The sequence below is a fragment of the Hyphomonas sp. genome (genome assembly GCF_041398465.1).
GTDB lineage: Bacteria > Pseudomonadota > Alphaproteobacteria > Caulobacterales > Hyphomonadaceae > Hyphomonas.
In genome coordinates, this window is the sequence record NZ_JAWKUS010000003.1 from 351,776 (window position 1) to 369,169 (window position 17,394).

The 17,394-nt window shown below is 62.5% G+C and carries 18 protein-coding genes; 11 read left to right on the top strand and 7 right to left on the bottom strand.

Features of this window, described 5'->3' with window-relative positions; translation table 11 throughout:
• Positions 1 to 6: 6 nt before the first annotated feature.
• Genes radA through R3C98_RS12160 form a run of 5 tightly spaced genes read left to right on the top strand, consistent with a single transcriptional unit; the run spans position 7 to position 4,627 of the window.
• Entirely contained in the window at positions 7 to 1,389 is a 1,383-nt protein-coding gene (gene radA / locus R3C98_RS12140; protein ID WP_371314341.1) for a DNA repair protein RadA, read from the top strand.
• Positions 1,382 to 1,927: a CvpA family protein gene (locus R3C98_RS12145; protein ID WP_371314342.1), complete on the top strand. Its 546-nt coding sequence runs from the start codon at positions 1,382 to 1,384 to the stop codon at positions 1,925 to 1,927. Before radA ends, R3C98_RS12145 begins: the two co-directional genes overlap by 8 nt.
• Positions 1,928 to 1,967: 40 nt before the next feature.
• Entirely contained in the window at positions 1,968 to 3,419 is a 1,452-nt protein-coding gene (gene purF / locus R3C98_RS12150; RefSeq protein ID WP_371314343.1) for an amidophosphoribosyltransferase, read from the top strand.
• A 21-nt stretch (positions 3,420 to 3,440) separates the two neighbouring features.
• Positions 3,441 to 4,157 (top strand): SDR family NAD(P)-dependent oxidoreductase, encoded by a 717-nt coding sequence (locus tag R3C98_RS12155; RefSeq protein ID WP_371314344.1) that lies wholly within the window; start codon positions 3,441 to 3,443, stop codon positions 4,155 to 4,157.
• A complete protein-coding gene (locus R3C98_RS12160) occupies positions 4,157 to 4,627 on the top strand; it encodes a GNAT family N-acetyltransferase (protein ID WP_371314345.1) in 471 nt (156 codons plus the stop codon). The genes R3C98_RS12155 and R3C98_RS12160 overlap by 1 nt, the downstream gene beginning before the upstream one ends.
• On the opposite strand, the gene R3C98_RS12165 is transcribed toward R3C98_RS12160, so the two are convergent.
• Positions 4,596 to 5,321, bottom strand: a complete 726-nt coding sequence (locus R3C98_RS12165) for a helix-turn-helix transcriptional regulator (protein WP_371314346.1) — start codon at positions 5,319 to 5,321, stop codon at positions 4,596 to 4,598. The two genes, R3C98_RS12160 and R3C98_RS12165, sit on opposite strands and share 32 nt — an antisense overlap.
• Before the next feature lie 92 nt (positions 5,322 to 5,413).
• On the opposite strand from R3C98_RS12165, the gene R3C98_RS12170 reads away from it, so the two are divergent.
• Positions 5,414 to 6,148, top strand: coding sequence for a glutathione S-transferase family protein (locus R3C98_RS12170; RefSeq protein ID WP_371314347.1), 735 nt, complete (start codon positions 5,414 to 5,416; stop codon positions 6,146 to 6,148).
• 130 nt (positions 6,149 to 6,278) lie between these two features.
• Positions 6,279 to 6,797, top strand: coding sequence for a flavodoxin domain-containing protein (locus R3C98_RS12175; RefSeq protein WP_371314348.1), 519 nt, complete (start codon positions 6,279 to 6,281; stop codon positions 6,795 to 6,797).
• On the opposite strand, the gene R3C98_RS12180 is transcribed toward R3C98_RS12175, so the two are convergent.
• Entirely contained in the window at positions 6,794 to 7,810 is a 1,017-nt protein-coding gene (locus tag R3C98_RS12180) for a 2'-deoxycytidine 5'-triphosphate deaminase (protein ID WP_371314349.1), read from the bottom strand. The two genes, R3C98_RS12175 and R3C98_RS12180, sit on opposite strands and share 4 nt — an antisense overlap.
• A 64-nt stretch (positions 7,811 to 7,874) precedes the next feature.
• On the opposite strand from R3C98_RS12180, the gene metZ reads away from it, so the two are divergent.
• Together metZ and apaG are read left to right on the top strand one after the other, a co-directional pair.
• Positions 7,875 to 9,077, top strand: coding sequence for an O-succinylhomoserine sulfhydrylase (gene metZ, locus R3C98_RS12185; RefSeq protein WP_371314350.1), 1,203 nt, complete (start codon positions 7,875 to 7,877; stop codon positions 9,075 to 9,077).
• Between the two features lie 24 nt (positions 9,078 to 9,101).
• On the top strand, positions 9,102 to 9,518 hold the full coding sequence (gene apaG, locus R3C98_RS12190) for a Co2+/Mg2+ efflux protein ApaG (RefSeq protein WP_371314351.1): 417 nt from the start codon (positions 9,102 to 9,104) through the stop codon (positions 9,516 to 9,518).
• Between the two features lie 8 nt (positions 9,519 to 9,526).
• On the opposite strand, the gene R3C98_RS12195 is transcribed toward apaG, so the two are convergent.
• The 5 genes from R3C98_RS12195 to R3C98_RS12215 form a co-directional block, all read right to left on the bottom strand.
• Positions 9,527 to 10,276: a DsbA family protein gene (locus R3C98_RS12195; RefSeq protein WP_371314352.1), complete on the bottom strand. Its 750-nt coding sequence runs from the start codon at positions 10,274 to 10,276 to the stop codon at positions 9,527 to 9,529.
• A gap of 99 nt (positions 10,277 to 10,375) precedes the next feature.
• Positions 10,376 to 11,779 carry a M48 family metalloprotease gene (locus tag R3C98_RS12200; RefSeq protein WP_371314353.1) on the bottom strand — a complete coding sequence of 468 codons (1,404 nt, stop codon included), beginning with the start codon at positions 11,777 to 11,779 and terminating at the stop codon, positions 10,376 to 10,378.
• 90 nt (positions 11,780 to 11,869) lie between these two features.
• The gene (locus tag R3C98_RS12205) at positions 11,870 to 12,874 is read right to left on the bottom strand and encodes an ABC transporter ATP-binding protein (RefSeq protein WP_371314354.1); all 1,005 of its coding nucleotides are present in this window, start codon (positions 12,872 to 12,874) and stop codon (positions 11,870 to 11,872) included.
• The gene (locus R3C98_RS12210; RefSeq protein WP_371314355.1) at positions 12,864 to 14,504 is read right to left on the bottom strand and encodes an ABC transporter permease; all 1,641 of its coding nucleotides are present in this window, start codon (positions 14,502 to 14,504) and stop codon (positions 12,864 to 12,866) included. The genes R3C98_RS12205 and R3C98_RS12210 overlap by 11 nt, the downstream gene beginning before the upstream one ends.
• Before the next feature lie 10 nt (positions 14,505 to 14,514).
• The gene (locus R3C98_RS12215) at positions 14,515 to 15,459 is read right to left on the bottom strand and encodes an extracellular solute-binding protein (RefSeq protein WP_371314356.1); all 945 of its coding nucleotides are present in this window, start codon (positions 15,457 to 15,459) and stop codon (positions 14,515 to 14,517) included.
• A gap of 322 nt (positions 15,460 to 15,781) precedes the next feature.
• Here R3C98_RS12215 and R3C98_RS12220 point away from each other — a divergent pair, with 322 nt between their 5' ends.
• Together R3C98_RS12220 and R3C98_RS12225 are read left to right on the top strand one after the other, a co-directional pair.
• Positions 15,782 to 16,036 carry a hypothetical protein gene (locus R3C98_RS12220; RefSeq protein ID WP_371314357.1) on the top strand — a complete coding sequence of 85 codons (255 nt, stop codon included), beginning with the start codon at positions 15,782 to 15,784 and terminating at the stop codon, positions 16,034 to 16,036.
• A gap of 82 nt (positions 16,037 to 16,118) precedes the next feature.
• Positions 16,119 to 17,285 carry an NAD(P)/FAD-dependent oxidoreductase gene (locus tag R3C98_RS12225; RefSeq protein ID WP_371314358.1) on the top strand — a complete coding sequence of 389 codons (1,167 nt, stop codon included), beginning with the start codon at positions 16,119 to 16,121 and terminating at the stop codon, positions 17,283 to 17,285.
• Positions 17,286 to 17,394: the final 109 nt, after the last annotated feature.

The following is a 17,394-nucleotide window of genomic DNA, read 5'->3' on the forward strand; positions in this document are numbered from 1 at the left end:
GGCACCATGGCCAAAACCGCTACCACCGCCTTTGTCTGTCAGTCCTGCGGGGAAGTGCACTCCAAATGGAGCGGCAAGTGCAATGGTTGCGGGGAATGGAACACGCTGGTCGAGGAAGTCACCGGCGGCGTGCCCGGCGGTCTTGCGGCGCCGAAGACGGGTTCCAAACGTTCCGGCAAGGCGGAATTCGTTGCGCTGAACGATACGGCTGAGGCGCCGGCGCGGATCGTGATGGGCGTGAACGAACTGGACCGCGTGTTCGGCGGCGGCATCGTGCCCTCTTCCGCAACGCTGATCGGCGGTGATCCCGGCATCGGTAAATCGACCCTGTTGCTGCAGGTTGCGGCGCGTCTGGCACGGAATGGGCTGAAGACAGTCTATGTCTCGGGCGAGGAGGCCGCGCCCCAGATCCAGGACCGCGCCAAGCGCCTCAAAGTGGCTGAAAGCCCCGTCCAACTCGCGACGGAAACGGACTTACGCAAGATCATAAGCGCACTAAAAGCTGCCGAACCGGACTTTGTCGTGATCGACTCGATCCAGACGCTCTGGTCCGACAGCCTGGAAGCCGCGCCCGGCTCGGTCGCCCAGGTGCGGGCCTGCGCACAGGAGCTGACCCGCTGGGCCAAGAAGTCCGGCGCTGCGCTCGTCCTCGTTGGCCATGTCACCAAGGAAGGCACGATCGCCGGCCCGCGTGTCGTGGAGCACATGGTGGATGCGGTCTTCTATTTCGAAGGCGAGCGCGGCCACCAGTTCCGCATCCTGCGTGCCGTGAAGAACCGCTTCGGGCCAACCGACGAGATCGGCATCTTCGAGATGCACCAATACGGCCTCGCCCCGGCGAAGGAGCCGTCCGCCCTGTTCCTCAGCGCCGATGGCGAGAGCGAGGGCGGCGCAGCCGTGTTCGCGGCCATGGAAGGCTCTCGCCCTGTGCTGGCAGAGGTGCAGGCCCTTGTTGCCAAAAGCGCCTATGGCACGCCGCGGCGCAGCGTCGTTGGCTGGGACTCGGGCCGCCTCGCCATGCTGCTGGCCGTGCTGGAAGCGCGCTGCGGCGTTACGCTGGCGGGTATGGATGTCTATCTGTCCGTGGCGGGAGGTTACAAAATTATGGAGCCTGCAGGCGATCTCTCCGCCGCTGCGGCCTTGCTGACATCCCTGTCGGCCAATCCTGCGCCGGAACGCAGCGTGTTCTTCGGCGAAGTGGCGCTGTCAGGCGCCGTGCGCCCCGTCAGCCGGATGGAACAGCGTCTCAAAGAGGCAGAACGACTGGGCTTCGAGCGCGCTTTTGTCCCGGAAGGCGCACCGACCGCAGTGGATGGCTTGACCGTGACGCCGATTAAACGGCTTATCGACCTTGTGGAGTTGCTTGCCCCGGACGCACTGAATGCTTGAGTCCATTACAGCTTTCGACGGAATCGCGCTGGCGGTTGTCGTGATCTCAGGGATCATGGGGTTTGCCCGTGGCTTCCTCAGGGAATTGGCCACGCTCGGCGCCTTCATCGGCGCGCTGGCCGCAGCTTACTATGCCCGCGTATTCTTCCATGACGACCTCTCAGCCCTGCTGCCGGCGAATCTTGCGCCATGGACGGCCGACGTGATTCTGCTGATCGTCGCGTTCGTCATCGTTTATGTGCTGATTGCGTGGCTGGGGCAGCGACTTTCGAAAAATATCCACGGCGCCGAAGGTATCGGCATGTTCGACCATGTGGCCGGCGCTGTGTTTGGCGTGCTGCGAGGCTTCGTAGCCCTTGTTTTCTTTGTAGTCCTTCTGGGTCTCGTGCTGGAACAAAGCCGCATTCCAAGCTTTATCCAGAACGGAATGAGCTATCCGCCACTGCGGAATCTGGCTGATTTTGTGAACGTAGAAGCAGCCAAGGTCGGAAAAGAAGTGCAAGCCCCCCTTTCCTCTGAAGAGGAAAACGGGCAATAGGCCCCTGTCGCAAGTCTGTCATCCAGGAGGCGCGTGTCGTATGGTCCATTTTGATCACGATGACGACAAGCCCCGCGAAGAGTGTGGCGTTTTCGGAATTTTCGGGAACCACGAAGCGAGTCTTCTGACCGCGCTTGGCCTGCACGCGCTGCAGCACCGCGGACAGGAAGCTTGCGGGATCACTTCTTTCGACGGGAAGCGTTTCCCGTCCGAACGCCATATGGGCATGGTGGGCGAACACTTCGGCGGCGACCTGCGTGCCCGTCTGCCGGGACACGCCGCGATCGGTCATAACCGCTATTCGACGCAAGGCCGGCCGATGCTTCGCAACATCCAGCCGATTTTTGCGGACCTTGCCGGCGGCGGTTTCGCTGTTGCTCACAATGGCAACCTGACGAATGCCCGCAAGCTGCGCCACGACCTGGTGCGCGACGGCGCGATCTTCCAGTCGACCATGGATACCGAGGTGATCCTTCACCTCGTCGCGCGCTCCAGCCGTCCGCGTTTCCTGGAACGCCTGATCGACGCGCTGCAGAAGATCGAAGGCGGCTATGCCCTGGTCGGCCTGACCGGGAAGAAATTGATCGGCGCGCGTGATCCCGTGGGCCTGCGCCCGCTGGTACTTGGCCGCCTTGGCGACGCTTACGTCCTTGCCTCGGAAACCTGCGCGCTGGACATCATCGGTGCTGAATTCGTGCGCGAAGTCGAGAATGGCGAGATTGTCGTCATTTCCGACAAGGGCATTGAATCCCATCGCTTCACGCAAGCCCGCCCTGCGAGCCCCTGCATCTTCGAATATGTCTACTTTGCGCGCCCTGACAGTATCGTTCAGGGCCGCTCTGTTTATGAAGTCCGCCGCCGCATGGGCCACCAGCTGGCAGCGGAAACCATGGCTGACGCTGATGTCGTCGTGCCGGTGCCGGATTCCGGCGTGCCTGCAGCGCTCGGCTTCTCTGAAGCCTCGGGAATTCCGTTCCAGATGGGTATCATCCGGAACCATTATGTCGGCCGGACCTTTATCCAGCCAACCCAGACCGGCCGCCAGAGCGCCATTTCCAAGAAGCACAGCCCCAACAAGGCCGTTCTGGATGGGAAGCGGGTCGTGCTGGTCGACGACTCAATCGTGCGCGGCAACACGTCGAAGAAAATCGTGCAGATGGTCAAAGACGCTGGCGCCAAGGAAATTCACTTCCGCTCCGCCAGCCCACCCATTGTGAACCCGGATTTCTACGGCATCGACATGGCCGCAAAGTCCGAACTGTTCGCCGCGATCCACACGCATGAGGAAATGGTGCGTGAGCTGAAGGTGGACTCTCTCGGCTTCCTGTCGGTTCCCGGCCTCTACAAGGCGATCGGCGAACCTGTGCGCAACAACATGATGCCGCAATTCTCCGACCATTGTTTCACCGGCGAATACCCGACCCCGCTGGTCGATTATGAGAGCGATGAGAGCGACAAGGAGCGTCAGCTCTCCCTGCTGGACGACGCGTAAGGCCTGCGCTAGACGCGCGGCATGACCCAACCACGTCTCATCCTCGTTACCGGCGCCTCGCGCGGCATCGGCCGGTCCGCCGCCCTTCACCTTGCAAAACAGGGTGACATCGTTATCGCCATCGCCCGCTCGAAACTGGCCCTCGAAAAGCTGGACGACGAGATCCGCGCGCTCGGCAGCGAAGCCGTTCTCGTGCCGATGGACCTGAAGGACACCAAGGGCATCGAGACGCTTGGCAAGGTCATCGGCGAACAGTTCGGCCGTCTCGACGGGCTCGTGGCCAATGCCGGCATTCTCGGTACGCTGGGCCCGCTGGAAACTTGCGGGCCGCGCAGCTTCGAGGAAACGATCGCGGTGAACCTCACCGCCAATTTCCACCTGATCCGGGCGCTTGGTCCATGGCTGCACAAGTCGGATGCCCCGCGCACCGTGTTTGTGACGTCCGGCGTCGCGCGCCACCCGCGCGCCTTCTGGGGCCCCTACCAGGCCGCGAAGGCAGGCCTCGAAGCCATGGTGCTCGGCTGGGCCGATGAACAGGAAAACCTCTCCCTGCGCGCCAACCTCTTCAATCCGGGCGGCACCCGCACCGGCATGCGCGCCGAGGCCATGCCAGGCGAAGACCCGATGACCATTCCGTCACCGGATGATGTGGCCGCCGAACTGGTCAAGCTGGTCAGCAAGGACGAAACCCGCACAGGCCAGCTGATCAATTACCGCGAAGTCGCCGCCGCGCATTGATGGCGAGCGAGCCCGCCGCCCGGTCCGCCACGCGCGAAGACCTGCCGCTCCTCAAGGACTTCGAACAGGGCATCATCACGGCTGAGCGGCCCTATGACCACACGCTGAAGCCGGACCCGATCAGCTATTACGACATCGGGGAGCTGATCGACTCCGGCGATGCGGAGGTCGCCGTCGTGGAGCTTGGCGGTGAGATCGTCGCGTCGGGTTACGCCCACAAGCAGCGCTCGAAACACTACATCCAACACGAGTATCACGCTTTCCTCGGCTTCATGTTCGTGCGCCCGGAGTATCGCGGACGCGGCTTGAACAAGGTGCTGATCGATCACCTCACCGGATGGGCTAAGGCCAACGGCCTCAGCGAGATCCGGCTGACGGTCTACTCGACCAACGAGCCGGCAATCCGGGCCTATGAGAAGGCCGGTTTTGCGCCCTACATCACCGAGATGCGCCTGAATCTGGACGAGTAGTCTCGCGTTTGCGTTCCTCTTGGCGCACAGCTTCCCACTTTTTGCGCAACCGGGCGACGCGTTCCGGGAAACGTGTGTCCAGCATCTCGACCTGCCTCACCCGGTCGGTGCGGAAGTGGCGGAAACCTTGCCGCAATTCACACCACGCGCACATCATGCGGATATGATCCGCATAGACGATCAGGAACGGCCAGACTGTGCGGCGTGTGATATTTCCCCCTTCATCTGCATAACCAAGGTCCAGTTTTTTCTGTGTTCGGATGGCTTCTCGCACCAGCGCCACGTCGAAGGAATCCTCCGGCCGCCTGCGGAAGCTGACCGGGACGAGCCCCGCATCCATGATGACTGGCTGCAGATCCAGCGGCACGGCGGTTGAAAGCTTTGCGATCAGGTCTTCTGCCCCACGCACCAGCCGCGCATCGCCGCGTGCCGCCACCCAGCGGGCGCCCAATACAGCAGCCTCCAGTTCGTCCGTCGTCAGCATCAGCGGAGGCATGTCATAGCCGGAGTCCAGGACGTATCCGGTACCCGCCTCCCCGCGAATCGGCACGCGTTGGGCGATCAGCTCGGCCATGTCGCGATAGAGGGTGCGCAGGCTCGTCTCAAGCTCTTCGGCCAGTTCGCGTCCCGTCACCGGACGGTTCTTCCGGCGGAGGATCTGAATGATCTGGAACAGTCTCTCGGTGCGTCTCATGAAATCGACCCTACTGCCACGCTGCTGACACCATGCTGTCAGCAGGCCTCCGGTATCAAGCCCTCATCGCAACCCGAACCAGGAGAAAGACGATGATCACGCTTTATGGATGGGGCCCCATGTTCGACTGCCCCTCACCCAGCCCCTATGTCATGAAAGCCGACATCCAGCTTCAGATGCTGGGCGTGGATTTCACGCGCGCCATCGCGGACCTCGACTCCGTGCCGAAGCACAAGGCGCCTTATGTCATCGATGACGGCCAACTGATCGAAGACAGCAATTTCATCCGTCTCCATTACGAGACAAAGCTCGGCAAGGGCCTCTATGACGGCATGAGCGGCAAGGATATCGCGCTCAGCTGGGCTCTGGAACGGATGGCCGAGGGCCAGCTCAACAAGATCATGGCCTTTGAGCGCTGGATGAAGGACGAGAACTTCAACAAAGGCCCGGCCCAGTTCTTCTCCGACGTTCCCGCACCGGCCCGTCCCGCCGTGCTGAAGGAGGTCCGCGAAGGCGTTGCCGCCACCCATACGGGCGAAGGCACGGGCCGCTTCACTGAAGCGGAACGCATGCAGCTGGCTGATTGGGACATCGGCGCGATTGCCGCCCAGCTTGGTGACCAGGACTATTTGCTGGGTGACCAGCCGACCTGTGCCGACGCAGCCGTCGCGGCCGTACTGATCGCCTGCGCGACGGAGTTCTTTGATACCCCGCTGACCGGCCTCGTCCGGAAGCAAGCGAACCTTCCCGCCTATATCGACCGGATGACCGCTAGGTATTTCGCGCACGTCACTTGGCCGGATTGGCCAGAACTGGAACCCGCCTGATCAACATCAGCCGTAGACTGATCATATAGAAAGAACTTCCCGGGGGATGGTTTCGCATCCCCCGGGAATAACGTATACTGCGCACCAGACGCCGGGCCACCCCTGTCACGCGTCCCGGAACGGAGGCTGCATGAAAGGCGCGATATTCTATTCAGGCCAATATGGCAGCACGGCCCAATATGCCGACTGGATCAGCGAAGCGACCGGCCTGCCGGTGTTCAATGTCAAACAGGCGAGCGTCGATCCGTCTGAATTCGATTTCGTGGTGCTGGGCAGTTCGGTCATCATCTACAAGCTCACCATTCGCAAATGGGTGACCAGGCACCTGCCTGCTCTCCTGAAACGGCCGGTCCTCCTCTATACCGTGTCGGGTGCAGCCCCCGGTCCGAAACTAGACGGATGGGTCAATGACAGCCTGCCTGCAAGCCTAGTCTCCCACGCAGAGCGTTTCGGCTTTCAGGGCAAGCTCGATATGGATTCCGTTGGCTGGTGGACCCGCACGGTGCTGAAGATCGGCGCCATGATGAACAAGGACCCAGAGGGTCGGAAGGACGAACTTCACGGGTTCGACTATATGGACAAATCCGCGATTGATCCGCTGGTTGCCCGTATCAATGAACTGATAGCGACGCCGCGCAGCGCCCTCTAAAGCCGGAAGTGCTTCGACAGTTTCAGGCCCTGCCCCTGATAGTTCGACCCCTTGCCGCCATAGAGCGCAGCGGGTTTGCCCAGCATCGGTTCATAGATGAGCTTCGCGACCGGCTGGCCGTGTTCGAGGATGAACGGCACATCGCGCGAGCGCACTTCCAGCACCGCGCGGCTACCGCCCGTATTCGTGCCGAAACCCGGATCGAAAAACCCTGCATAGTGCGCACGGAATTCGCCAAGCTCCGGCGCGATGGGCGCCATTTCGGCCGCCTCGTTCGGGGCAACCTTCACCGTTTCGCGTGAGACAAGGATGTAGAACTCTTCCGGGTTCAGCACGATACGCCCGTCGCGCGGATAGACCGGTTCCCAGAACTGGGCTGCGTCATGCGCGCCGATCCCGCGCAGGTCCACCACGCCGGAATGATGCTTCGCCCGGTATCCCGCCGGTTGGCCTGCCGGAGGCTCCAAATCGATGGAGACCACTTTCTCTTTCAACGCCTCTGGCCGCTTCTTCTTGAACCGGATTTGCGCCAGCCGGTCACCCGGGCGCACCATGATCGGGAAAGTCCGCGGCGACACCTCGAGATAAAGCGGTCCGGAATACCCAGTCGGCACCTCGTCAAAAGCGCGGGACCGGTTGGTGACCAGCCGCGTGAACACGTCGATCCGGCCGGTTGAGCTTTTCGGGTTCGCCCGTGCAGCGATCCCTGCCGGCAGGCGCAAATGTTCCTGCAACGGCACGAGGTAAACACAGCCTGTCTCCAACACAGCGCCTTCCTGCGTCAGGTCAATCCGGTGCAGGTGGATGCCCGGCTCCTGCAGCATCTCGGCGACGGTCCGCTCCTTGCCTGGCAGGAAGCTCGCCCGCAGGCGGTAGGCATCCTCTGCAAGGCGCAGGTCAAGGCTCGCCGGCTGGACCTGTCCATCGTCCAGCGGCGTGTCCGTCCGGATGGCGCCGGAAGCTACCAGCGCCTCGATTTCCCGGTCGGGAAGAACACCTGTATCCTGTGGCATCACTTGCACCCCTCGCCTTCTCAGGCATAAGGGCGAAACACGGAAACACAAGGAATAAGCTGCCATGGCAGACGCATCGGGCGGAGACGCCAAAAAAGGCTGGAAACCTGCCACCAAAGCGGTGCGCGGCGGCCTCATGCGCTCCGAGCATGGGGAGATCGCTGAAGCGCTCTATCTGACCTCCGGTTACGCCTATGACAGCGCCGAACAGGCGATGCGGCGCATGGCAGGCGAAGAGCCGGGATTCGTCTATTCCCGCTATGGCAGCCCGACCTGCGAGATGCTGCAACAGCGCCTCGCCCTGATTGAAGGCGCGGAGACCTGCCGCGTGACCGGATCGGGCATGGGCGCTATCTCCTCGGCCATCATGGCCCCGCTGAAAACCGGCGACCGTGTGGTGGCGGCAAAGGCCCTGTTCGGCTCCTGCCGTTGGATCATCGCCAACCAGATGCCGAAATACGGCATTGAGACCGTCTTCGTTGACGGCGCCGACATGGACGCATGGGAACGCGAAATCGCCAAGGGCTGCCAGCTGGTGCTGATCGAAAGCCCGGCCAACCCGCTGCTGGACGGCGTGGACATCGCGGCTGTTTCGGAACTCTGCCGCAAGGCCGGCGCCTTGCTGGTCGTGGACAATGTCTTCGCCACGCCGATCCTGCAGAAGCCGCTGGAGCTTGGCGCAGACGTCGTTGTCTACTCTGCGACCAAGCACATGGATGGCCAGGGCCGCGTCATGGCCGGGGCGATCCTGTGTGACGAAACGCGGATGAGCGAGATCTACGATCCCTGGCTTCGCCATATGGGGCCGGCGGCCTCGCCGTTTAATGCCTGGGTCGTGCTGAAAGGCCTCGAAACCCTGCAGCTACGGGTCGAAGCGCAAAGCCGCAGCGCCGCGCGCCTCGCCGATGCCATCGCAGATCACCCCGCAGTCGCCGCTGTGCGCTACCCGCACCGCAAGGATCACCCGCATTACGAGGTCCACAAGAAGCAGATGCGGATGGGCGGCACGATGATGGCCCTGTCGGTGAAAGGCGGACAGGAATCCGCGTTCCGCTTTCTCAACGCGCTGGAGCTGGTCGATATCTGCAACAATCTCGGCGACACCAAATCGCTGGCTTGCCACCCGTCGACCACGACGCACCGCGCTCTCAGCGATGAGGAGCAGGCAACGATGGGTCTCGACCGTTCCTGGATCCGCTTCTCTGTGGGCCTCGAAGACGCCGACGACCTTGAATCGGACCTGATCCAGGCTCTTAACAAGGTGTAAACGAACAACGGGCAATTTCACCGAATGGCTCGAAGGTCGCCCCCACCCCAGTACGAACACGTCACCGACGGAGTGCGCATCCGCGTGCGCCCGAAGTTCATGTATGACGAGTCCGAACCTGCGGCCGGCCGCTTCATGTGGTCCTACACAGTTGATGTGGAAAATGAGAGCGACCGCACCTGGACGATCATCCGGCGACACTGGGAAATCGTCGATGCGATGGGCCGGCTCCAGGAGGTCGATGGCGAAGGGGTGATCGGCCAAACACCAACCCTCGGCCCGGGTGAGCGGTTCAGCTACACGTCCGGCGCGCCGCTATCCGCCCCATCCGGGATGATGCGGGGCACCTATGACCTGATAGATGATGAAGGCGGCGAACTGGTCGCCCTGATTCCCGCCTTCTCGCTTGACAGTCCTTACGACCGGTCGCGGCCGATCTGACGCCCCAGCTAGCCGTTCAGCGCTTCCTTGATGGCGTCCTTGACGCCCTGCTCATCCGCGCCGCCGATAGCGGTGTCACCAATGTAGAAGCCCGGTGTGCCGTCCAGGTTGAGCGCATGTCCCAGCAGCTGCATGTCGTTCAGCTGCTTCTTCAAGGTCACAGACTTCATGTCTGCCCGCATTTTGCGGACATCGACACCGATCGCTTCGGCGATTTCATCAATCTTCGCCTCGGTCAGCTCATCGTTCGACTTCACGTTCATAAGGGCAGCATGCATGTCGTAATACTTGTCCTGCTTGCCAGCCGCGAGGGCAGCAAGGGCCGCCGTTTCGCTGATGCCGCCGAAGATCGGATATTCCTTGAAGACGACGCGCACCTTGTTGTCGAACTCTTCCGGAAGCGCCTGCACGAACGGCAGCGACCGCTTGCAGTAGCCGCAGCGATAGTCGAAGAACTCCACGACCGTCACGGGCGCATCGGCAGGGCCAATGAAGTGGTCCGTATCCAGACTGTAAAGCTGGTCCTTGTTCTGGCTGATCGCCTCCTGTGCAGCCTTGGCGGCCTCGGCACGATCACGGGCATTGAGGGCGATAATCGCTTCCTCGATCACTTCCGGATGGGTGACGATGTATTCGTGAATGATCGTCTCGAGCTCAGCCCGGTCCATGCTGACGGGGGTCTTGCCGCTTTCGGCACAGGCGGGAGTCATGGCGACCATGGCAACAGCGGCGGTCGCAAGCAGGGGGCGGATCATCATAAATACCTTTCCAGGCCCGTCACGGGCTGCTTCATTTCGGCGCGACTATACTTGCAAGGGCCGGGCCGTCCATCAGTCCTGACAGAAAGTTGAACGGATTCAGTGCTCACCGACTGAGATTGAGAACTGGTTCACCCCACGACGGGCAGCGCGGTTGTAGAAATCGCGATTGTCGGGATTGTTCGGGTCGGTGATCAGCAGGATGTCGTCGGCACGGCGATAGTTCACCGTGTTGCGTTCCAACTGCTCGCGGGCACGGTGCGCGAAGATGTTGGCGCGTTGCAGGTCACCCACGGCGTAGGCGGATTCTGCTGTTGCCAGCTGGGCCTCGGCACGGCGCCCCTGCTTCTCCAGCGTGATCGCCAGCTGCTGCCAGGCGAACGCATTGTCCGGCTCCGCAATCAGCGCGTCTCGGAGGGCAGACTCGGCCTCCTCCACATCACCGGGCTCGGCGCGAGCGTTCAGGGAACGCGCATAATTGATAAGCAGCAGCGGTTGGCCTGGCTTCAGTTCCAGCGACTTGTGGTGCGGCTCGACCGACTCCGCAACCCGCCCGCCCTCAAACAGGATCTGTCCCTTCAATTCCCAGAAATAGGGATTGTCGGGCTCGTCCACGAGCAGGGAATTGACATCATCAAGGGCCACCTGGATGTCAGATGCCTGCAATGCCGCAATGGAGCGTGCGTAGCGTGCAGGCTCGCTCTGGTCGCTGTCAGGGTATTCCCGACGCACCTTTCCCGGCGTGTCGAGGAAGCCGATCAGTTTGGCGCGCATCATCTCGTACTGGTGCTGTTCCCTGTCCGTGGGCGGAACGTCCCGCGTGGGCGATTCATCGGCCAGCATACGCACATTGCGGATCCGGTCAGATGCCAATGGGTGAGAGCGGAAATACGGATAGCGGCGGGCCTGCGAGATCACTTCCTGAGCGCGGAACTTTTCGAAGAACTCGACGATCCCTTCCGGCGACTCTCCGAGTTCGGTGAGATAAGAGACCGCTGCAGTGTCGGCCATGGCCTCTTCGGAACGGGTGTGCACGTAGAAGTTCAGCGCCGCAAACTGCGAGGACGAGCCAATCAGGGCAGCACCAGCCCCCGGCTCCCCCGCTGCAATCGCCAGGATACCGAGGCCGATGGACACAAGCGCCGGTCGCGAGGCGACACCGGCAGCCCGGCTTCGGGTGACGGTATGGCCGCAAGCGATATGGCAGGTCTCGTGCGCCAGCACGCCCTTGATCTGGCCGGGCGAATCCGCAGCGATGATCAGGCCGGTATGGATGTGGATATTCTGGCCATTGGCCACGAAGGCGTTCAGCGACGGATCATTGATCACATAGAGGCCGACATCTTCATGCTTGAGGCCCGCGACATCGAGGATCGGGTCAGTCCACTCGCGCAGCGTTTCCTCAATCTCCGCGTCGCGGATCAAGCCCTGCGCAGAGGCCGAGATAGCCAAGGTCAAAGTGGCTGCTGCCATTGCGATATATCGCAGGAAGGTACGGGCCATGCGGGTCCTGTCTCCGTTTTCCGCCATTCCCCCGAATCTACGGGCCAAAGCCCGCAAATGCGAGGGGGAAGCTACAGGATAACAGAAATGTCAGGGTTTGGCTGAGGGGAACATGAACGAAAGCGCCGGATCGAGCCGGATTCCCACTTTTTCACCCGCTTTTGGCGCCTGATGTCGTGGCACGAGCGCGACGAGGCGCTGCCCCGCGGCATCCAGAACCAGCCTGTTCATGGCGCCGGTCACCTGGCTCGCCAGAACGCTCGCGTGCACATTTGACGACGGATCGAGGCAAATACCTTCAGGGCGTACGACCAGTTCCGTTCCTTGGGCCACATCTGCGAGCCCTGACGGCACATCCGCCGCCGCCATGCGGTTCACCGGGCCGAGCGAAGCGGCCACGTCTGCGCTGACCGGCTTCATGTACACTTCGGCCGCCGGGCCTTCCTGGCGCACCTTGCCGCCGCGCATGATGGCGACATGGTCCGCCGCTTCCAGCGCCTCAACCGGATCATGAGTCACGAGCAAGGCCGGGATGCCTGCGGCCCGCACCGCCTCCAGCGCGGCGTCACGTACGCTGGCCCGCAGAGCCGGATCAAGGCCGGAGAACGGTTCATCCATCAGGATCGCGGCGGGTTTCGGAGCCAACGCCCGTGCGATGGCGACCCGCTGTTGCTCGCCGCCGGACATTTCGTGCGGATAGGCATCGGCCCGTTCGGTCAGGCCCAGCCGGCCGAGCCAGGCGAGCGCCTCGGTTCTGGCCGCGTCTTTGCCCAGCAGCTTCAGGCCGAACGCAACGTTCTGTAACGCCGTCAGGTGCGGGAAGAGTGCAAAGTCCTGAAAGATCAGGCCGATATGCCGCTTGTCCGGCGCCAGCGTGGTCTTCGTGGAAGACAGTACCCGATCGCCAAGACGGATCTCGCCTTCGTCGACAGGTTCCAATCCCGCAAACAAGCGCAGCAAGGTCGACTTGCCTGCCCCGGACCCACCGAGCAACGCGGTGACCACGCCGGGCTTGAGATCCAGCGAAACGGAGTCGACGACACGCACGCCATGATAGGCGCGGCTCACTCCAATGGCGGACAGGCTATGACTCATGCGTATGCTCACCCGGCCGCGAATGAGAGAGTTGCCACGACAAAAGGATCACAGGGATCAGCCCCGCCACCGTGATCAGCAGCGCAGGCAAGGCCGCAGCCGCAAGGCGTTCGTCAGAAGCATAAGCATTCGCGCGCACCGCCAGCGTATCCCAGCTGAACGGGCGCAGCATCAGCGTTGCCGGCAATTCCTTCAGGCATTCGACAAACAGGATCAGCGCCCCTGCACTTGCCCCGGAAAGCGCGATCGGCAGGTCCACTTCCCGTGCGCGGCGGAGCGGAGATGCACCAAGGCTTTCTGCTGCGTGGCCAAGAGAAGCGGGTGCGCGCGCGAGCGCCGCCACCATGGGTTCGGCACCGGTCGTCGTGAACCGGCTGGCATAGACCCACGCCAAAGCCAGCACCGGCACAATCCCCGTCAGCGTCAAACCCAGCCCTCCCAGAACGACCAGCGCGCCCAGCGCCAGCACGGCCCCCGGAATGGCATAGGCAGACGATGCCGTCAGCCGCGCAAAGGCAGCCGCCGGTCCTTTCCCGCGGCCCGCCAGCGCAATCACCAGCGCCAGGACGAAGCCGAAAGCCGCGCCAGCCCCCGCAAGGATCAGCGTATTCTTCAGCGCCTCACCTACCGGGGCGATATATTCCCGTGCCTCAAGCGCCCGCCAGACGAGACGCGAGACCGGAACAAGGAAACCTATGGAAAACCCGACAAGGCAGAACATGGCGGCGCCGATCCCCCCCAGGCCGGACAGCTTCGTCCGCGAGACAGCCCGCCATCTCGTGGAACTCTGCTGGCTGCCCGCCCTTCCCCGGCTCCAGCGCTCGGCAAGCAACAGGCCAACGACCAGAACCAGCAGGATGACCGCGAGACGCGCGGCGGCGGCAGGTTCACCGAAACTCTTCCAGGCGCGCACGATGCCGAAGGTCAGCGTCGGCACGCCCAGATATTCCGCGGCGCCATAGTCTGCCGCGGTTTCCATCAAGGCCAGCGCAAGGCCTGCGGCAATCGCCGGGCGAGCTGCTGGCAGGACAACGCTCCAGAGGCTGCGCAGCTGCGATGCACCGAGACTGCGGGCCGCTTCAAGAGCGCAGATGGATTGGGAAACGAACGCCGTACGCGCCGTCAGATAGACATAAGGATAGAGACCGCTCGCCAGTACGAAAGCGAGGCCCGGCATCGACCGCATGGATGGGAACCAATAGTCCCGCGCCGACCAGCCGGTCATGTCCCGCAAGGCAGACTGGACAGGTCCACCGACGCCCATCAGGTCGCCCCAGGCATAGGCCAGCACGTAGCCCGGCGCCGCCAGAGGCAGGATCAGCAGCCACTCGAAAACAGGCCGCCCGGGAAAGTCGTGCATCGTTACCAGCCAGGCTGCTGGTACGGCAAAGGCAAGCATGAAGAAGGCTGCCATGGCCAGCGTGCCCAGCGTGCCTCCCAGATACGGCAGCATCAGCGTATCTCGAATGTGCTGCCAGGCTTCCCCACCTCCCATGAACAGCGCCGCCACCAGAACAGAGACAACCGGCACAGCGATGATCACGCCTGCAAGCACCGCCGGCGTATCGGCGGGCCGCAAATTCAGGCGCTTGGGGAGGAACGCCCGCGCAGGAAGGGGAAGGCCAGCCAAGCGCGTCGCCTCAGTTCCAGCCAGCCTTGTCATAGATCTCCTGCGCTTCGGACTGGTGCGTGCCCAGTTCATCCAGCGGGAAGTCGCTCTTCTTGAAGTCCGGCAGGGCAGCAAGCCCCTCCGGCAGGGGGGCGCCCTCGATCATCGGGTATTCCTTGGTCTCACCTGTAAGCCAGGTCTGGCCGTCAATACCGGCGAGCCATTCGATGAACTTGATCGCGTTCTCGCGGTGCGGCGCATTCGCAGCAATGCCAGCGCCCGTGACATTCACATGGGTGCCGGTCGTGTCCTGTTCCGGAAAGCTCAGCTTCACCTTGGCAGCGGCGGCCTGCTGGCTCGGCGCCCCGGTGGTCATACGGACATAGTAATAGTGATTGGTCAGTGCGACAGAGCATTCGCCGGCTGCAATGGATTCAATCTGCGTGATGTCTCCGCCCTGCGGCGGACGGGCAAAGTTTGCAACGACGCCATCGGCCCAGGCCTGCGCCGCATCATGTCCCATCCGGCCAATCAGCTCCCCCATCAGGGACAGATTGTAGATGTTGGTGGAGGACCGCTGGCAGACTTCACCCTTGAAGCGCGGATCCGCGAGGTCGCTGTAATGGGCGACCTCTTCCGGCGTCACACGCTGCGGATCATACGCAATGACGCGGACCCGGCGGGCAAGCCCAAACCAGTAACCGTCCTTCTGGCGGAAGTGCTCCGGGATCTTTTCGTCCAGCACAGTATCATGCACTGGTTGCAGCAGACCGGCTGCTTCAAAGCGGTACAGCGTGCCGGCATCGGACGAAATGACGACGTCCGCCGGGCTCGCTTCACCTTCGGCTTTCATGGTTTCAAGAAGTTCCGGAGCGCCCGATTCGCGGAAGCGGACCTTGATTCCTGTCTCGCTCTCGAACGCCTTGTACATGGCCTTGTCGGAATCATAGTGGCGGGCTGAGTAAATATTCAGCACACTCGCGCTCTGTGGCTTGTCCCCTGATTCAGCTACAGATTTGCTCGAATCGGAAGCAGGGGCGCCCGCATTCCCGCATGAGGCGAGGAGGATAGTGGCGGCGACGAGCCATGGGCGAATTCCGGTCATATCAGAGCCTGTATTTGCTTTTCAGCTCATCAAACATGGTTGAGAATAATTCGCAACAAGGTGATGTCGCGACTTTTTGCCCGTTTTTTGCACATGCGAATGGAATTCTCCCGTTGGGGAAGAATGTGCTTCAAATTTTCCAAGGTTTCCGATTTATTAATTCGAAACCTGGGGAATACAGGGGTTGGTGGTTATGACGACCGACATTGTGGTGGATCTAGGCTTGAAGTCGGCGGAAGAAGTCGCCCTTCTCGCGGTTGTGGTGGACGCATTCGTTCAGCAGTTCCTGGGACGGAACCGCCAGGGCGACGCACCAGACATGATGGTACGCACGGCATTCACACCGGACGGCGAAGTCTCCAAAGCCGTCATATTCCAGGACCGGAAATGGGCAGACGCCTTCGTCAATTTTTGGGAAGTCCGGAAAAGCCAGACCGACGCCGCCTGAGTCCTTCCTGAAAACGGACCATGTGCCGCCGCGTCAAAGCGGATAGTTCACCTTCGCACGCAAACCTCCTAAATGAAGGGCCATGAGCCCGCCCCTGCCTCCGCCAATTTCGAGTTTCACACCGAAAGTCGCCATCCTCGGCGCGGGCATTATCGGCCTTGCGACTGCATTTGAACTCGCCGTGAAGCGCGGCGTTCCAGTTACGCTCTACGACCCTGCCCCGATGGGACGCGGCGCCAGCTGGGCTGCGGCAGGCATGCTGGCCCCGGCCTATGAAGCTGCCGCCGAAGAAGGCGTCCACCCGCACCTGTTCGAGCTCTGTATGGAGGGCGCTGAACTCTGGCCGGACTTTTCAATCGACCTTGCTCACGCGGCCGACACCGATTCCGGCTATAGCGGCCGCCCTTCTCTCGCACTCGCCTTCGACGAGGCAGAGACAGTTGCCATGCACAAGCTGGCCCGTGCACTTGATGCCCGCGGCATCGCGCATGAGGAACTGCCACCCGCCACGGCACACCTGCTTGAACCCTCTATTGCCAAGGATCTGATCGCCGCCCTGCAGATGCCGACCGATGGCCAGGTGGACAACCGCGCCGTCGTCCGTGCTCTGATCATGGCCCTGCAGCGCAGCCCGCTGGCGACCCTGCGCAGCGAACCCGCACCGCTTCGCAGTGAAGGCGGACGCCTGACGCTGGAAGGGCACGACCTGATCCTCGCCGCAGGCGGCTGGAATACGGCCGCCATCAAGGTAGAAGAAAACGGCCAGCCGCTCAGCCTGGTCAACTGGGATCCTGCGCTGGACCAGATCGATTGCTATGGCGGCCAGATGCTGTCGGTCGCCCACGGCTACGGCTCGCCGGAAACGACGCTCCGCTGCGGTGCGATCTATATCGCCCCCAAGGCAGACCGCGTGATCATCGGCGCCACGGTGGAGCCCGGCGTCGCCACTGAAGCACCTGAGCCTGAGGCCATCGCCGCCCTGCACGCCCGCGCTGCACGCCTCTGCCCGGTGCTGGAAGGCCTGCCCGTGATCGAGACCTGGGCCGGCATCCGCCCCGGTACGCCGGACCGCGCGCCCATGATCGGCCAGACAGCCTCGCCCGGCCTGTTCGTTGCCGCCGGTCACTACAGGAACGGCATCCTGCTTGCGCCCATCACGGCACGGATCATCGCAGACCAGATGCTCTGCAAGCCGCTCAGCCCGCTGCATGAGAGCTTTGCACCGGGCCGTCTTTATGAAGCTGCCTGAAAATTTGCCCCGCGCCCTTGTATTCCCGGCGCGCGCGCTCTAAGTCGGCCCCTCGGCGAGCCCCGCCCGAAAGCTGAAGGATGCCCGAAATGAAAAACGCACCGCGCTT

Excerpts from the sequence above, each read along its gene's own strand:
- R3C98_RS12170 (WP_371314347.1), top strand. The coding sequence starts at position 5,414 with ATGATCACGCTTTATGGATGGGGCCCCATGTTCGACTGCCCCTCACCC.
- apaG (WP_371314351.1), top strand. The coding sequence starts at position 9,102 with ATGGCTCGAAGGTCGCCCCCACCCCAGTACGAACACGTCACCGACGGA.
- R3C98_RS12220 (WP_371314357.1), top strand. The coding sequence starts at position 15,782 with ATGACGACCGACATTGTGGTGGATCTAGGCTTGAAGTCGGCGGAAGAA.
- R3C98_RS12225 (WP_371314358.1), top strand. The coding sequence starts at position 16,119 with ATGAGCCCGCCCCTGCCTCCGCCAATTTCGAGTTTCACACCGAAAGTC.
- R3C98_RS12155 (WP_371314344.1), top strand. The coding sequence starts at position 3,441 with ATGACCCAACCACGTCTCATCCTCGTTACCGGCGCCTCGCGCGGCATC.
- R3C98_RS12160 (WP_371314345.1), top strand. The coding sequence starts at position 4,157 with ATGGCGAGCGAGCCCGCCGCCCGGTCCGCCACGCGCGAAGACCTGCCG.
- R3C98_RS12165 (WP_371314346.1), bottom strand. The coding sequence starts at position 5,321 with ATGAGACGCACCGAGAGACTGTTCCAGATCATTCAGATCCTCCGCCGG.
- R3C98_RS12200 (WP_371314353.1), bottom strand. The coding sequence starts at position 11,779 with ATGGCCCGTACCTTCCTGCGATATATCGCAATGGCAGCAGCCACTTTG.
- R3C98_RS12205 (WP_371314354.1), bottom strand. The coding sequence starts at position 12,874 with ATGAGTCATAGCCTGTCCGCCATTGGAGTGAGCCGCGCCTATCATGGC.
- R3C98_RS12195 (WP_371314352.1), bottom strand. The coding sequence starts at position 10,276 with ATGATGATCCGCCCCCTGCTTGCGACCGCCGCTGTTGCCATGGTCGCC.
- metZ (WP_371314350.1), top strand. The coding sequence starts at position 7,875 with ATGGCAGACGCATCGGGCGGAGACGCCAAAAAAGGCTGGAAACCTGCC.
- R3C98_RS12175 (WP_371314348.1), top strand. The coding sequence starts at position 6,279 with ATGAAAGGCGCGATATTCTATTCAGGCCAATATGGCAGCACGGCCCAA.
- purF (WP_371314343.1), top strand. The coding sequence starts at position 1,968 with ATGGTCCATTTTGATCACGATGACGACAAGCCCCGCGAAGAGTGTGGC.
- R3C98_RS12145 (WP_371314342.1), top strand. The coding sequence starts at position 1,382 with ATGCTTGAGTCCATTACAGCTTTCGACGGAATCGCGCTGGCGGTTGTC.
- radA (WP_371314341.1), top strand. The coding sequence starts at position 7 with ATGGCCAAAACCGCTACCACCGCCTTTGTCTGTCAGTCCTGCGGGGAA.
- R3C98_RS12180 (WP_371314349.1), bottom strand. The coding sequence starts at position 7,810 with ATGCCACAGGATACAGGTGTTCTTCCCGACCGGGAAATCGAGGCGCTG.